We start from the raw sequence: 16,326 nt of genomic DNA on the forward strand, positions 1-16,326 counted from the left end.
TGTTATATTTTGACAGTTGATACAGCAGCGTGTTTCTCTACATCAAAATCCTGGAAAGCAATTTTCTTTTCGATTTTATAATGTTCTCTTCCCAAAATGTCATTGATGATATAGGAATTACGGTACGCCGCCATTCCAAGATCCGTAGAAATGTAGCTGTGGGTGTGTACTTCTGCGTGAAGCACATAGATTTCCCCGCCGTTATGGTCTATGGAATAATTCCTGTTGACCGCAAATAGTCCTGTGGAATCTCTTTTAATTCTGGACTGAATATTTTTTAAGAAAGCCGGTTCATGATAACGGTATCCTGTTCCTACTACCAGATAGTCAGCTTCCTGTTCGTAAGGAACCTCTTGTTCTAATTGTGTGAACTCAAGAGTCAAATGATCCGGATTGCTGTTATCTACTCTATCCAACTGGCTATTTGGAATGATCGTCAGGTTTGGATCAGCATTATCAATATTCAGGTCGTAGATGAAATCATAGATCTGGTTGATGAGGTCGTAATTGATTCCTTTAAACTGAGCCTGCTGCTTACTTAATATTGATTTTCTTGCCGCTTCATCCCTGCTGTAGAAATAATCCACATAATCAGGAGATGTCAGTTCAAGCGTCAGCTTTGAATATTCCATCGGGAAGAAACGGTCCGGACGTGAATACCAACCCAATTGGGTATTTTCATCACGGCTTTGCAATAAATCATAAAAGACCTCTGCAGCACTTTGTCCTGAACCAATTACGGCAATTTTTTTACCCTGAGCTAAAAGTTCTTCCTTACGGTAGAGATAAGAGCTTGTATGCAGAATACGGGAATCCTCTTTCGGAATAAACGAAGGAATGTGAGGCTGTGTGCCTGTTCCCAGGATCAGTCTTTCTGTTCTGAAAACTTCCGTCTCCTTGGTTTTGGTATGGATGGTTGTGATTAAATACAGTCCGTCTTCATACACAATATCAACCACCTGCGTTGAAAAACGGCACTGTGGAAGCTGGCTCACCACCCATTGGCAGTAACGGTTATATTCTTTACGCGGAATGAAAAAATCTTCCCTGATAAAGAATTTGTAGAGCCTGTTTGTTTCTTTCAGATAGTTCAGAAGGCTTAAAGGATTCGTAGGATCTGCCATGGATACGCAGTCGCACAGAAAAGGCGTCTGCAGGGTTACATGGTCAATCATCAATCCCGGATGCCAGTCGAAACCGTCTCTCTGGTCAAGGAAAAGTGTTTTTAATTCAGAAATCGGATTGGATAAAGCGGCCAATCCTAAATTAAAAGGGCCAATACCTATTCCGATCACGTTATATATCGTTTCGTTATTCATGTTCAGTGATTTTTACGGTGAATTCTACATCTTTGTTTTGCGGGAATTTTTCCCAGTACCATTCTCTGTAGCAGAAATTAAGGTTGGCTTTTTTATGAGGCATTTCAATGACTTTATCTACTTTGAACCCGACATGAGCCTTGTTCATCATAGACGCCAGAGAATCTACCGAGCCTTCTCCTACCATTTTTCCAACTTCAGGCTGGGCAAATACATAATCTACCATAGACTGTGTGGAAGGAGAAACGTATTTCTTCTTCGGATCTGTAGGTGCGATAAACTGATGGGTTCCGTAATCGGTAGGCAATACATCATAATAATCGCCCACAATATCTCTGCATGGCCAGTAAACCTCAATATTACATGTAGGTTCGCCATTACTCATGACAATGTAGCTGTGTGCTTCATCACCTGGCAGCATTAAACGGTAATAAGTTTCCAGCTCGTCAATCGGCCAGTTCATCTGCCAGATTTTGATCGCATGTTCACGGTTAAACCATTCATGAAGCATTTCAAGGTCAATATCAAGGTCAACAGGTCTCATCGTAACCGTGACATCATCTTTCTGGAAATAACGCTTGAAGAAAGCTTCTTTCCCTTTCGGATGAATCAGCTGATCTGAGAAGTAATGGTAGTGAAGAAGATTCGGAACTTTAGCATAAGAAATGGCTGCTGCACTTGTAATACCATCAATTTCATTAGCAACCGCCTTAAAGTTGGTTTTTGTTCCCCAATGACGGTTTTTAAGTGCATAACGCGTAAAATCTGAAGGCATTTCCTGATGAACCTGTTCAAATTCATTGTGCAGGATATCGATTAATGTTCTCTCTTTCACCCATCCTGTCTTTCCTAATGAAGCGATAAGTGCTGAAAGATTGCTCACCAGAACATGGTAAGAGATAATATCTAAAAGACGTTTATCCCTGATGAAAAGATCTTCAATCTCAGGGTACGCTTTGGAAAGCTCTGCATACTGTTCTCGTGCGCTTTCTCTTAATAAATATCCCTGTGCATCTCTTACAAAAAGAGTCGTTGGCAGCAACTGATCATCCAGTTGGATTAAAAGATTCTGTTGGTGTGCTTCAGGAGCCATGCCGTATTGGCTGTATAAATGGTTTAAAGGAGCAATCAGCAGATGAATATATTTTGCAAACCAAATGGTCACCGATTCTTCCGGACTTGTTCCCAGTTTCTCAGAAACATCTGTAAAGAACTTTTGAATAAAATTCTGTCCGTCTGCAGGTTCGTCCTGACATAATCTTGCTAAAAGAAGGATTTTATCTTCCGGCTGGAACGGATTTTCGCGGATCAGAAGATTTAGGCTTTCAATATTTTTATCCTGATGATAAACACCTAATGTTACAGGCTCCAAAAGCAGTTTAAACCGGTTGAAATCCTTTTCAAATGCTGCGCCTGCATGTTTTCTCCATAAAGCTGATGCATAGCCTCTTTTCAGATCCTTCTCCGTATTGATCCTTATCGATCCTGTTAAAAGAACATTTAAAGAAAACTTAGGCATCCACGGAATATGAGGGCTGTACATACTTCTGATGGAAGAGGTTGAATAAAATTCTTCTCCAAAAGCTCCGATATGGATCAGAGTACGGTCTTTGATCATTTCCGCCCCTTCTTCGATAGATAAAAGATAAGTAGCTTCCCAAGGATGGCAAGGAACCGTATAGAAATCAGAAATCTTCTCGCCTTCTTTAAGGTATTTCGCTTCAATATCTTCCGGTAATGAAACGATACTCTTCAGAAATTCGCTGTAAGGCTGCTCCAAAACCGACTGCTCCTGAACACAGCTTTTGTGCACCAGGAAATACTCCAGCTGAATGCCTTTATTGAATTCCGGACCATACAGAACCTGCTCTTCTCTGGAGAATCCCATTCTCGCTTTTGTGAAAGGGTGAAGATTATGTCCTACAGGAAGCTGCTGTTCAGATTCCAGGAAAGAATACGTTAGAGCATCTTGATCCTGTAAACCTTCCTCCATGATCATTTCCAGATTTTTTAAGCTGCTGTGAATTCTTTTCATAAATAATTCAAGGCCTTTTTCACTGAACTGCTCAGAAAGTTCGCGGTATACCAGTTCGGTAAGCTGATCAACATCCGGTTCAAAAACCTTCTGATTTTTATGATCAACCACCCATAAAGGCAATCCATAGTTGTGGAAAGCACTTTCAGAACGGTAAGAAACCGGAGCAAATAAAAAGATGTCGCTTTTCTTTAATTCAAATCTTATATGAAGCGGATAGATGCTGTTTTCCAGTGCCTGAGCCGTAAGGGCATCATATTTCGGAACTCCCTGATAGAACTTTCCGTTTCCAAGCTCACGAAGCATTCCGTTCAGCAGGATTCTAATCGTGATTTCCTGTGCTTTTTCCGTAAGCTTAGTTTGCTGTACTAAAATCTTCTCCATGCGATTTGATTGTATTTAAAATTTGGTGAACATCTTCTGTTGTTGTAATCGGGTTCAGGAAAGTAAACTTCAGGTAGAAATTTCCATCTACTTTGGTACTTGCCACCAGAATTTCCCCGCTGTAGAAAAGCTTCATTTTGATATGCTGGTTCAAAGCATTCAGGTCTTCAATATCAGGTCTGATATAACGGAAAACCAAAACGCTCAAATCCGTATCGGAAAGCAGTTCGAAGTGAGGGTTTTCAGTGATCATAGACGCTATATCTTTGGTAAGGTCTATCACTGTGTCTGTATATTCTGCGAGCTGTTCTTTGCCCATCATTCTTAAGGTAAACCACAGTTTCAACGCATCGAATCTACGGGTACTCTGGATGATGGATTTGTTGATTTGTGCAGGAATTTCCTCTTCATCCATTTCCGCAGGATTCAAATAGTCTGCATGGTGTTTCAGGATTCTTAATTCCCTTTTGTTTTTAACGATGAAAGCGCTGCTGCTGATCGGCTGGAAGAAAGATTTATGATAATCGATTGTCACAGAATCCGCTCTTTCGATGCCGTTCAGAAGATGACGGTACTTTTCGCTTAATAATAAAGCACATCCGTAAGCCGCGTCTACGTGCATCCAGATATTGTACTGCTCAGCAATATTGGCGATATCTTCCAGAGGATCTACGTTTCCGAAGTCTGTGGTTCCGGCCGTTGCTACAATTCCGATAGGAATATTTCCCATCTGCTCTTCTCTCTTAATGTATTTCTTCAGTAAACCGATGTCCATACAGAATCTTTCATCTGTAGGCACTTTAACAATACATTTTTCGCCTAATCCCATGATAGAGGCGTTCTTTAAGTTGCTGAAATGAGATTTATCGGAAACAAAAATTCTGAAATGTCCGGCCTCCTGTGGAAGACCATCCAGCTTAATATTATGGTTGTATCTCTTCTGGGAAAAGCAGTCACGCATCATCACAAGTCCCATCAGGTTGCTCTGTGATCCTCCTGCTGTGAAAACGCCGTCGCTGGTTTCTGCATTATATCCTAACTGCTCTGCGGTCCAGTCGATCAGCTTTCTTTCCATGAAGGTTCCTCCAGCACTCTGGTCGTAAGTATCCTGTGAAGAATTGATGGCACTGACAAGGATTTCTCCTGCCAAAGCGGGAATTACGACGGGACAATTAAGGTGTGCCACGTATTGTGGGAGGTGAAAAGCAGTCGCATGCTTTACATATATAGTATCTACTTCTTCAAGTAGCTCCTGATACGAAGACAGTTTTTGATTAAGGTCTATCTGCTGTACCATGCCTTTCATTTCTTTGGCTTCTATTCCGCTGAAGGGTTTGTCGGTTCTGTGAAGAAAAGTTCCTACAAGGTCTAAAGTTTCTTCGACAGCGGAACGATAATGATCGTAATTATCAGAATGAAAAATATTTCCAAAATTCCCCGAAATGTGAGGTAAGTAGTCGCTCAGGATCTCTCCGGCGGGCATTTGATTGTTATTCATATACGTATTTGTAAGGTGATTTTTAAAATCAATAAGTTGTGTAAAAGTGTATAGTATATAGATGTATATACCTGATAGTCAAGTTTTTATTTTTTACATTTTTTTTACTTTTTATTTGGTGGTTGATAAATTATTCATAAATTTGAACCGGTTATTGTTATTTAGAATAATTAAAAACAAATATAGAAATTATATTCACACACCAAATATTTTTTTAATGAATTCGCTAGAAATTTTAGATAACGACAGTATTACTGCGGTAAAACTGCTTCCGAGAGTCATTGAGATCACCTCTCAGGAAAGAAGAATGATACAAGATGCAGCGGTGCATCTTCAGAGAAAATATGACAGCTATGAAAACAGAGATTTCATTACCCATGTTCATCAGCTGGCCTCTTATTTTTTACCGGAAAGAATTCTGCATATAGCGGCTGATTTCGCCAGCGACTTTTCAAAAGATCAGTACGGAGCGCTTGTGTTTAGAGGATTAATGGATATTGATCAGGAAAGTATAGGAAATACTCCCCCGAACTGGCAGTCTGCCGATTATTCTAAATTCAATATCTATGGTTTTGCCTGTGCTTTGATCCACGGAGCACTTCCGTCGAAGCCCGTACAATATTATTCGCAGCGTAAAGGTGGCGGATTAATGCATGCGATCATTCCGGATGAAAAAATGAGAGAAACGCAGACCGGATCGGGATCTGCAACAGATCTTTATGTACATACCGAAGATGCTTTCCTGAAACATCAGGCAGACTTTTTAAGCTTTATGTATATCCGTAATGAAGAGCAGGTACCTTCTACCCTATATTCTATCCGTTCGCATGAATCTATGGGAGAAAAATTCAGGCCTCTTTTTGAACGGATGTATAAAATTCCAAAAGATGCCAATCTGGAAACAGCTGCAGAGGAAGAAGAAGCATTAGAAGCTGTTCTGTATGGTAATCACGAGCTGCCTTTCATGCGGTTCGATGCAGCAGAACAGCTGTTTAATCCAAGCATTAAACAAAGTGATGAGGCCCATCATCATCTGACAGAATTCTGGCAAGAGGCAAGAGATCTGATCTATTCAGGGTTTACGCCACAGGCCGGAGATGTGATATTGGTGAATAACCATTTATGTGCCCACGGGAGATCTGCCTTCAGAGCCGGGGTAAGAAATGTTGATGGTGTAGAGCACGAATGTCAGAGAAGAATTATGCTCCGGATGATGAGTAAAGTGAGTCTTATGGAAATGAGAGCGCATACGCTTACAGAAGATCCGTTCTTTGTAATTGAAGAACATTTGGGTAAAAATTTCGAAAACATTTAAAATGTTCTATTAGATATTTATTTGATAATAATTATGATGGATCCTTTTAAGCTTTATGCTTAAAAGGATTTTTTTAGCTGAATACTTTTTTAAACCTGAATAAAATATTTAAACCATTAAGAATATTTAAGTTTTTAAGATGATTAAGATAAGCTTCGCTTTTTAAAGTTTAAAGATTGAGCCCTGTTAACCATGTCAAGGTTAAAAACCTTGACATGGTTAGGAGATGTTGATTTCAACTTCAAATAAAGTAGCATAAATAATTATAATAAAACTAGATACATCAATTTATATAAAGCTAATTTTATAGCTTAAAAAATCGATCAAATAAAGTCAACTGCTCAGATAAAGATCTGCTCCAGTATTTAGGATCATGGATTCCTAAGGACTCTATATAAAGATGTTGAATCTTAAGGTCTGTGAGTTTTTTATGAAATTTTCTGTTCATTTCAATCATTTGTGTGTCTTCCGTACCGCAATCGAAAATGTACTGCTGTTCTGCTGTAGCCATAGTCTTCACTTTATTGTCTGTAAGAAATTTAGGATTTAATGATATTGCAGATCCTAATACTTTATCTACCTGATAATGAGTATACCCTTCCCCGAATGAATTGAAGTCCAGAGCACCACAAGAACTTCCCACAATGCCAAATGTATGATTGTATGCAGTCCCAATATTCACAGCACCATAACCTCCCATGCTCCAACCCAGGATACCACGGGATTTTTTATCATTTTTCACCGGATAGTTTTTATTGACAAAATCTACAAGTTCCTGCCCAATAAAAGTCTGGTACTGGGAATCTTTAACCAACGGACTGTCTACATACCACGAATTATAATTTCCATCCGGCAGTACATAAATCATTTTATACTCTTGTGCTTTCTGAACCAGATCCGGAATGTCCTGTTTGATTGTCCGTTCAGGATTCCCACTGTAACCGTGAAGAATATAAACCGAAGGATAGGTTGCGCCCTGCTGCACATCCGGTGTGATGATAATCGTTTTAACGTTCTTATTCATTTTGGCACTGAAAACCTCTTGATGAGTGACTTTCTGTGCGGAAAGCTGTGCAGATACCGTCAATACACAGACGATGCTTACTAAATTTTTCATAGGATAGAATTTAATTGATGAACTGGTACATCTGAAATCAATTGAAGCGGTCTTATTTTAAAATGAAATTTTATTGCTTTCACTTTTTTTGACGCAAAGATTTACTACTATGATGATTATTTAAGTGAGCTAAGAGGGAATCAATTGACATTGATTCTATGAAGCGGACTCATCATCTTTTTTTTCTCTTTCTCTTTCTCTTGTTCTTATTTAGACGTACAATTGTTCTTATTTATAGGACAAAGATGGGGCTCAGAAAATAAAAAAGCCTCAACATATGTTGAAGCTTTTGTCAGTTTATTTCTTTTTTTATGCGACTCAACTGAGTGGGTGTAATCCCCAGATAAGAAGCAATATGATGCTGTTTCAGTCTATCATGAAGAGGTTTGTTCTCCAGAAGCTGTAAATAACGCTGTTTGGCTGTTTCATGCTTTAAAGAGATCTCCAGCGGTTCTTTTTTTACTACCCAGTTTTTTTCCAGATAATGGATGTGAAATAATGCCAGGTCGTGGTATTGATTGATGAGTTCTCTGAAAGCTTTTGCCGGATATTTTATCACTGAACAGTCTTCTAAAGCAATGATATTAAAGTCGCTGGGCTTATCTTTGATAATAGCTGCCGTAGAAGCTACAAAACTTTTTTCTTCAAAGAAAATCTTATACACAGAATCTCCCTGCTCGTCTACAGTATAATATCCTACCAATCCTGATTTTATAAAATAATAGTATCTGGCGGCAGAGCCAGCTTCCTGGAGAAGGTCATTTTTGTGATATGTTTCCTCCTTACAGATATTCATCAGGGCTTTCACCGTTTCTTCTGACAGCGGATAATAACTATTAATCTGTTCTAAAAGGTCTTTCAAAGCTGATAATAATTTAATCTAAAATTTTCTTCATCATTAAATCAGTCTGGTCTTCATCACCCAGCCTGAATGTGTGGCTTCCGAATTCCTCAAAACCATTTTTCCTGTAAAATTGAAGGGCTCTCAGGTTTTTCTCCCAAACTCCTAACCATAGATAACTTTTGTTCAGGTTTTGAGCAGTTTCCAGAGCCTGGTCATAAAGCAGTTGGCCTACTTTCTGTCCATGATGGCTTTTTTTGACATAAATACGCTCTATTTCCAGGGAAGTATCGTCTTGTAATTCTGTTTGCGCAGCACCAGAGTTTAATTTGAGGTACCCAACAGGATTATCCTCTTCCCAGGCTATAAAGAAATAGGAATCAGGATTATTTAATTCCGACTTTACTTTTTCCGTACTGAAACTTTCTTCGAGATATGTTTTCATTGCTTCCTCAGTATTACTTTCTGCAAAGGTTTCTGAAAAAGTCTGTCTCCCAATACGCTGAATGGTTTCAAGGTCTTCTATTCCTGCTTTATGAATGATTATTGATGGCATATTATACATTTATTGCTCTAATTTATTAATAAGATTTTTTATTTCAGGTATGCTTAATTCTGTTTTTGTTTCTGTATTTAAAATATTTTTTAAAATTTTAAGATGAGCAGCCTTTAAAGCGTCTTCAGCTTTTACTTCCTGATCAGGAATCACGCCGACAGGTTCCCAGTTTTTATGGCTTATGACGGATTTTATTTGCCCAGCCGGGACCAATAGTAAATATTGATTTTGGATGATGAAATGATCTACCGGATTGGCAGCACCCCCTGTTTTTTCCCCGATTACTTCGGCCAGCTTATGTTCCTGTAAAAAGTAGGCAAGGCCTTCTGCTGCTGAAAAACTTTTTTTACTGGTTAAAATGTAGACTTTTTTATGAAGATATTTCTGTCCGGCAACTTTAGATTGGGTACTGTTTATCACTGTTTCCTCTTTATTTCTGAAGTATGTAGTATAAAGATCCGTTTTTTTATCAAAAAAATAACTGCAGAATAACAGAAGCATGTCATTGTCTCCGCCGCCATTCTCTCGCAGGTCAATGATCAGGGAATTGGTATTGGCAATAAAATTCATGGCAGCAGCCAATGTTTTTTCACTGGATTCCCGCGATGCAAAGCCTTTGAAGTTGATATAACCGATATTACCTTCCAGGCGTTGAACGTTTTCAAATCCAAAATTTTCAAGGCTGTTATGAAAATTGTTTTCTTTTTCTCTTTCTTTCTCATCAACAGCTTTTTGTGGACTGTAGTTTTCGTGGTATTTAACAAAAAAATGTTTGTCTTTTATAGTTGTTCTCAATTTTTGAGTCAGAAAGGCAGCAAAGTCTTTTTTACTCAAATTCTTAAAAGTTCCTTTTTCAGATTCATTTTGAAATAAAGAATCTACTTTTTGGTAGGCTTTCTTATCAATGTAGTGACTCTTCACTTTTTCTGTAATATCAGAGAGCACTACAGTGGTGTCATCTTTCTGTGCATAAGAAACCAGAGAAAGGGAAAGGAAAATTCCGGACAGTATTTTTTTCATTGAAATATGATTTAATATTTCAGTAAAAGTATTTCAATGATCATACTATAAATTGTAAAAATGGAAACTTAGATAAACAGCCAGATATTATTTTGTTCAATATCTACATTTTCAAAGAACTTTTTGGGACTAATTTTAGTAAATTCTTTAAAATCTTTAATAAGATGGGACTGGTCGTAAAAAAGATTTTCATAGGAAAGCTCTGTGAGGTTCCTTACTTTTTTATTGGATATCAGAACTTTACGAAATCTTTGTATTTTTCTGAATTCAGTCGCCGGCTTACCCAGATACCGCTTAGAAATTTTATTCAGATATTGTCTGGTTATACCATTTTTTACTGCAATCTCCTCAATGCTGAGTTCAGTTTCAAAATCAGTCAATATGGAGTAAGCTAACGTTAAATTTTTATATTGAAATTTTGAAAGCCAATATTTTTCCAGCATTTCAATTTGTTTTTTTCTGTGGGGCTCATTAAAAACTGTATTCGAGATTTCTTTAAAATCCGAAAAATGAATATGTTCCTGCATAATATCACTGTTATCGGCCTCAAAAAAATGATACATTCCCAACGGCTTAAAATAAACCGTAATTTCATTAATAGACTGCTGATAAAAAATTTCAGTAGGAACAGAACATCTGGCAACAAAGTCAATCACTAAATTTTCGGATAAAGACCTCTGGATTTCCACCCATCCTTTATCCTGGGCAATAGTCACATTCTGACAGGCTGAGACAATGAAATAGTTGTCCGGAAAAGTAAGATACCTGACCGGTTTATCGCTCTCATCTTTTTCTACAAAATAATATCCTTCAATATATTTTTTAAGTATAGGATTTACCGGTTGATAAAAAGTAACTTTCATATAATCGCAGACTGGATTTTAATAACAGACACAAAATAATGTTCGAAAGTTTCCTCAGGACTTATGCTATGAAAATAATATTTTTTTAAACGCTTCAGAAGCCAGGTGTACCTGAACTGACCAGTCGTCTGCGGCATCACTTCCTGCATCATCAGAAATATATTTCAGACACAGAAAAGGAATATTTTCTTTTTTTGCGATCAGGGCAAGCGGATACGCTTCCATATCTACAATATTATAGTCTGTTTCCAAATGATTCATCTCAAAACTGTCGCCGCTGCCGCAAATTCCTTCTTCCAGGCCGTTCATTTGAAGACCATATTCCAAAACTGGAGGAATTCCGGATAAAGGCGTTTCATAAAGACTGAAACCGAGGCCTCTTACATCCATATCTCTTTGAATAAATTTGGTACAGCATACTACTTCACCCTTTCCAAAACTTTTACTTCCTGCGGAACCCAAATTAATGATCAGTTTAGGTTTTCGGAAATGAATTTCCCGGGTAAGCTCAATAGCAGCGTTTACTTTTCCTATTCCTGTTACCAGTTTATTTTTCCCCTCAAAAGCCTGTCCGGCCTCCGAATCCAAAGCAAAGACAAACAGGGTCTCTGAAACAGGATAATGAGCTTCGGTATTGATTTTTATCATTGAACATAAATATTTAAACAAAAATAAGGATTGAACACCTAAAACAGGAATTCTTTCTTCTTTTTTTATTAATCTGTATGGAATAAAAAAACACCCCGGTTTGAGGCGTTTTATATTAAATATGCTAAATTATTATTCATTAAAACACTAATGTCACTAATCTTTTCACAAATTCCACGAATGTTGCTGACATTCAATAGTAACATTCGTGAATCTATTAGTGTTATTTGTGGTTAGGAAATTAACATAGTCAGGAAGCTGAAAGAGGGAGGTTGAAAGTAACTTTAGTCAATAAAAATTAAGAAATTAATCTTAAAAATTTAATAAAGTACATTATCATTCTGTAGTTGGAACTCAATAACTTCTCTCTTCCAGCTTCAGGCTTCCTTACAGTATTACACACTGCATCCATCAGCATCACACGATGCACCTCCTTCTTTGGAAAGGTCTTTAAACGGACTTACTGTTTCTTTGTACGTCTGCTGAAGGGCATCAGCAAAAACTTCTGCAGGCTGTGCCCCGGATACGGCATACTTTCCATTCAGAACAAAGAAAGGAACACTGGAAATACCATTGTTTTTGGCCTCATGGATATCCTGACTGATTTCATAATCAAACTGATCTGATGTTAAAGCCCGTCTTGCCTCATCTTCATCAATATTTAAATTCTTAGCAAGAAAAATAAGTTCTTCAATATCTCCTACATTTTTTCCGTCAATAAAGTGAGCTTTAAAAAGAGCTTCTTCCATCTCATTCGATTTATCATACTTTTTGGCAAGATGAAGTAATTTATGAGCAGTAAAAGTATTGATGATCAGTGCTTTTTCAAAATTAAAATCGATTCCTGATCCCTTTCCCATCTGGGCGACCTGACCGATCATTTGAGATGCCTGGTCTGCCGGAAAACCTTTTTTTTCTTTAAAATATTCAATTGTATTCTGAGGATGAGCAGCATCTAGGGTTGGATCTAGCTGAAAGCTCTTCCACTCTACTTCTACTTCGTCTTTAAATGGCAACTTTTCAAGAGCCTGTTCAAAATTATGTTTTCCGATATAGCAGAACGGACACATAATATCTGACCATATTTCTATTTTCATTCTTTATTTATTTTAATTCTGATAGAATTATCAGACTACAAAATTAATATATTTCTTAATTGTAACAAAATTTATTACAGTATATTGTGCTCTTCTGTTTTTCTATTTTTTTCTCAATAATGCTTCTGAGAAATGATAGTCCCAGAATACCGAAAATACAATTTTATAGAATACATTAAATTTATTTGACTCCTCACTGTATCAAGCAAAAGTCTTTTTACTTATAACATAATCTATTGCATACAATATATTATGTTTTTAAATTATTCAAAAATTTACATTTATTAAGAAAAAATATATTATATTTACTTTATTAAATTAAATTTTTGACAATACAAAATTAATCGTATTGAAATTTATATAATATTAACTTTAACCAGACAAAACATGAAAAAACATTTACAAACATTATTTTTTGTTTTTACCTGTTTGACAGTAAGTGCTCAAGTAGGTATTAACACGACGGTGCCAGATCCTTCTTCGGTGTTGGATGTTATATCCACTACCAAAGGAATACTTGTTCCTAGAGTAAATTTAACAACAACAACGGTTCAGCTAGGCACTGCTGCCAATGCAGTTAGCTTATTTGTCTATAATACCGGAACGGCCCTACCTAAGGGCTTTTATTTTTGGAATGGTACAGAATGGCGAGCTGTGGACAATTCTTCTGCAGTTAATGCCATAGCCACATTAAATTGTAATGGAGCCATATTAGACCCTCAGCAGATTATAACAGGTGGTACGCCTCTCATTGCAGGAACAATTATTAAAATTCCATATACTATTGCTAATGGCGGTAAATTTGTCGGGACAACACTTACATCCGTAGGTAATGCTGCTGTAACTGCAACTATTTCAGATGGTAAAACTGAATCCGGTTCAGGTTCCTTATCATTTAGTGTTTCAGGGACCCCTATTGCATCTCAAAACTCTCCTACGGGGATTACATTTGATTTAACGCCATTTATCACGTTGAATCCGGGATTTACCGGTTGCAGCAGTATAAATGTTGGCAAACAAGTAACTGCCGATATTAAAAGCCTTGCGGTAATGGATTATCTGAAATTTGTGACCGATTCAAATGGAACTAAAGGTTTTTCTGTTGAAGCGACAACGCCTGATGGCTTATATACTTTTAGGGTATTTTTATGGCATTCTAATCAAACGGCATCAGCTACTGCTACCAATAACACAACACAGGTACAATTGTCAGATGTGCAGATAAGGAATAATTCTGGTGCCAATAAAGTTTTGATGTGGAACAACTCAACTGAATACGGAGGATACATCGGCCAGGCGGGGAATACTTTAACAGCTGTTCCCAATTTATTTGGAGGGGATCTTAATACAGGAAATACTTGGAGTACCAGCACAACCGCTTCAAGAGTATATTGGGGGGACCCAGGTATTTATCAAGGGTCTAATAATGGACCTGAATATAGATATTATACCTGGATAGATACATCTACTACAACAAAAGTAGCCTATACAGCAACTATGATGGCAGGAGCAATTGGAGGACAGACGAGCACTAACCCGTTAACAATGAAAGTATTTATAAAAATAGATCAGATTACAGCTCCATAAGATGCGATTCTAAAAACAATTAAAGATGTAAGAAGAGACTGTCTCAAAAGTAACTCTCTCAGCTCTCCCTATGACAACTTTGCCATTTAGGAGATTCTCAGAGCATTATTACCTTTTGAAACAGCCTCTTTCTTTATATGTTATAACTTTAACTTAGTGCCAAATCCTATTTGGTACTAAGTTTTACTACTTTCCTTTTGAATATACTCGCTTGGAGTCATTCCTACAAATTGTTTGAACGTTTTATTAAAGGTAGATTGGTTAATAAATCCTGCTTCGGTATAGATATACATCAGGGTTACTTTTTCCAGGTCGCTTTTTGCAATTAATTCTTTTACATAACCAATCCTGTGAGAGTTGACATAGGTATTAAAATTAGAATATCCCTGTATCCTTATTGATTTTGAAATATAGTTATTGCTGATTTTCAGAATGGTAGATAACATCGAAATATTAAACTCCGGATTGGTGAAATGCTTGTTTGTGATGATTTCATTTTCTATTTTTTCAAATAATGACTTTGCACCGGATATTTCTTTTTCATCCAGTGTAATAGGAAGCGTAATTCGTTTCTTTTTTTCTATAATGGAAAGAAGTTCCTGCTCCCTTATTTTATCCTTATAATAAATGAGCAAATAAACAATTACAATATTAAACCCGAATGAAAGCAGGTCATTATACCGAAAAACATTTTCATAAGAATTTATTCTAGTGTGAAGCGGAGCAATATCACCAGTAAAGATAGCTACAACTGCAATAAACAAGGTATAAACTGAAAAAGATGAACCTTCTTTTTTACCAAGGAAAACATAGGCCCCAAGTGGCACAGGAACCAGCCAGCAAAATTGAAAAATGGAACATTTCCAGAAATAAAGTATGATAAAGTAAGTATAAATGGGCGCAATAATAAGATAGCCCCGCACTCTTTTTTCTAAAGAAAGTGATGGAAAAAAAGTATTTAATAAATATACATGGCTTAGCAAAGCAATAGCCCCAACCAAACAATAATATCCGAACAACTTTTCTTTTACGATGAAAAGATATATTAATGTAAATAATAATAAAATAGCTCCCATCAGATAATTATATCTTATTGAAAGTTCTTCTTTTAGTCTTAAGATCTCCTGTTCTCTTAGTCTTGTATTATCCATTTTTTTGTATTATTTACTGAAATAACCAATGAAAAGTGATCTTTACTTTATGCAACATGTTGTTTATCAATATTTTAATTTGTTTACTATTACTGATAACGAAACTTATTCATCTTTAATTAAAAAGTGATTTTTCATTGATGCTTTGACCTCTTTTGTTTTTCAATCTCCACTTATGCATATAATTTTGCTGCGAAATACAAATGATGAAAAATATTGTGACCATAGCAAAAAGCTTTTTATTAATATATGTTCTCACTTTGGGAACTTTGTATGCTTATGCTATGCGTCCTTTATTTGATCAAAAAAAAATCGAATCTGGCAAAAGTAATAAAAAAAATAAATCCACTGTAATTTTTGTATCTGAAGGAGCTTATGTTTTCAATAAAGATCAAATGCATAGCATTACAAAGGCTCCATTCTCTTTTCCCAATAAAGCCAAAGAAATAAAAACAGACAAGATTCTTTTTATTTCAGAAGGAACCATACTATATAATGGACACAATATTTTTATTGACGGGGAAAAGAAAAGGAATATTCCATCTGCAAGATCCCTAGCTAAAAAAGCATATAAGGAACCAACTGAAGTAAAGAAAAGCAAGGTTGCTAAACCTATAAACATTTGTTTTACAACAGATAGCAAAAGAAAATATTTCATTTTAGCTACGGATAGCAGATATTTTATCCCTTCCACATACAACGATTATCATAAACAGCTGATTAACGAGAACTGTTTCAGCCTTAACTCTTTTGTTTTCCCAAAAGATGTATCATGGGAGCGTAATAATAATACAGTATCCCATTCCCATATAAAAGTCTTCAGTATCCGGCCTCCCCCTTTTTAAAGCTATAAGCAAACAAGTAAGAATATCCCTCAACTGTAACCAGATGTCAT

At 36.6% G+C, this 16,326-nt stretch carries 14 protein-coding genes; 3 read left to right on the forward strand and 11 right to left on the reverse strand.

Annotated features, from left to right (window positions below):
• Positions 1-2 precede the first annotated feature (2 nt).
• From LC418_RS13220 to LC418_RS13230, 3 genes are read right to left on the reverse strand one after another with little or no spacing between them, the layout of a single operon-like run.
• On the reverse strand, positions 3-1,319 hold the full coding sequence (locus tag LC418_RS13220) for a lysine N(6)-hydroxylase/L-ornithine N(5)-oxygenase family protein (protein WP_223559467.1): 1,317 nt from the start codon (positions 1,317-1,319) through the stop codon (positions 3-5).
• On the reverse strand, positions 1,312-3,738 hold the full coding sequence (locus LC418_RS13225; protein WP_223559468.1) for a GNAT family N-acetyltransferase: 2,427 nt from the start codon (positions 3,736-3,738) through the stop codon (positions 1,312-1,314). Before LC418_RS13225 ends, LC418_RS13220 begins: the two co-directional genes overlap by 8 nt.
• Entirely contained in the window at positions 3,710-5,236 is a 1,527-nt protein-coding gene (locus LC418_RS13230) for a pyridoxal phosphate-dependent decarboxylase family protein (RefSeq protein ID WP_223559469.1), read from the reverse strand. Before LC418_RS13230 ends, LC418_RS13225 begins: the two co-directional genes overlap by 29 nt.
• Positions 5,237-5,453: 217 nt before the next feature.
• On the opposite strand from LC418_RS13230, the gene LC418_RS13235 reads away from it, so the two are divergent.
• Positions 5,454-6,551 (forward strand): TauD/TfdA family dioxygenase, encoded by a 1,098-nt coding sequence (locus LC418_RS13235; RefSeq protein WP_223559470.1) that lies wholly within the window; start codon positions 5,454-5,456, stop codon positions 6,549-6,551.
• Between the two features lie 304 nt (positions 6,552-6,855).
• Here LC418_RS13235 and LC418_RS13240 read toward each other — a convergent pair whose 3' ends face one another.
• The 7 genes from LC418_RS13240 to LC418_RS13270 form a co-directional block, all read right to left on the reverse strand.
• Positions 6,856-7,668, reverse strand: coding sequence for an alpha/beta hydrolase (locus LC418_RS13240; RefSeq protein WP_223559471.1), 813 nt, complete (start codon positions 7,666-7,668; stop codon positions 6,856-6,858).
• A gap of 292 nt (positions 7,669-7,960) precedes the next feature.
• Entirely contained in the window at positions 7,961-8,530 is a 570-nt protein-coding gene (locus LC418_RS13245; RefSeq protein WP_223559472.1) for a Crp/Fnr family transcriptional regulator, read from the reverse strand.
• Between the two features lie 13 nt (positions 8,531-8,543).
• The gene (locus LC418_RS13250) at positions 8,544-9,065 is read right to left on the reverse strand and encodes a GNAT family N-acetyltransferase (protein WP_223559473.1); all 522 of its coding nucleotides are present in this window, start codon (positions 9,063-9,065) and stop codon (positions 8,544-8,546) included.
• A 9-nt stretch (positions 9,066-9,074) separates the two neighbouring features.
• Complete coding sequence (locus tag LC418_RS13255) at positions 9,075-10,085, reverse strand: S41 family peptidase (RefSeq protein WP_223559474.1); 1,011 nt, start codon at positions 10,083-10,085, stop codon at positions 9,075-9,077.
• A gap of 68 nt (positions 10,086-10,153) precedes the next feature.
• Complete coding sequence (locus tag LC418_RS13260) at positions 10,154-10,948, reverse strand: helix-turn-helix domain-containing protein (protein ID WP_223559475.1); 795 nt, start codon at positions 10,946-10,948, stop codon at positions 10,154-10,156.
• 66 nt (positions 10,949-11,014) lie between these two features.
• Complete coding sequence (locus tag LC418_RS13265; RefSeq protein ID WP_223559476.1) at positions 11,015-11,596, reverse strand: 5'-methylthioadenosine/S-adenosylhomocysteine nucleosidase family protein; 582 nt, start codon at positions 11,594-11,596, stop codon at positions 11,015-11,017.
• 395 nt (positions 11,597-11,991) lie between these two features.
• A complete protein-coding gene (locus LC418_RS13270; RefSeq protein ID WP_223559477.1) occupies positions 11,992-12,693 on the reverse strand; it encodes a DsbA family oxidoreductase in 702 nt (233 codons plus the stop codon).
• A gap of 465 nt (positions 12,694-13,158) precedes the next feature.
• Between LC418_RS13270 and LC418_RS13275 the strand changes: the two genes are divergently transcribed.
• Positions 13,159-14,280, forward strand: coding sequence for a hypothetical protein (locus LC418_RS13275; protein WP_223559478.1), 1,122 nt, complete (start codon positions 13,159-13,161; stop codon positions 14,278-14,280).
• Positions 14,281-14,456: 176 nt separating this feature from the next.
• Here LC418_RS13275 and LC418_RS13280 read toward each other — a convergent pair whose 3' ends face one another.
• Positions 14,457-15,431 (reverse strand): helix-turn-helix domain-containing protein, encoded by a 975-nt coding sequence (locus tag LC418_RS13280; protein WP_223559479.1) that lies wholly within the window; start codon positions 15,429-15,431, stop codon positions 14,457-14,459.
• Between the two features lie 203 nt (positions 15,432-15,634).
• On the opposite strand from LC418_RS13280, the gene LC418_RS13285 reads away from it, so the two are divergent.
• A complete protein-coding gene (locus LC418_RS13285) occupies positions 15,635-16,276 on the forward strand; it encodes a hypothetical protein (RefSeq protein ID WP_223559480.1) in 642 nt (213 codons plus the stop codon).
• Positions 16,277-16,326: the final 50 nt, after the last annotated feature.

Source organism: Chryseobacterium lathyri, assembly GCF_019970085.1.
GTDB lineage: Bacteria > Bacteroidota > Bacteroidia > Flavobacteriales > Weeksellaceae > Chryseobacterium > Chryseobacterium lathyri.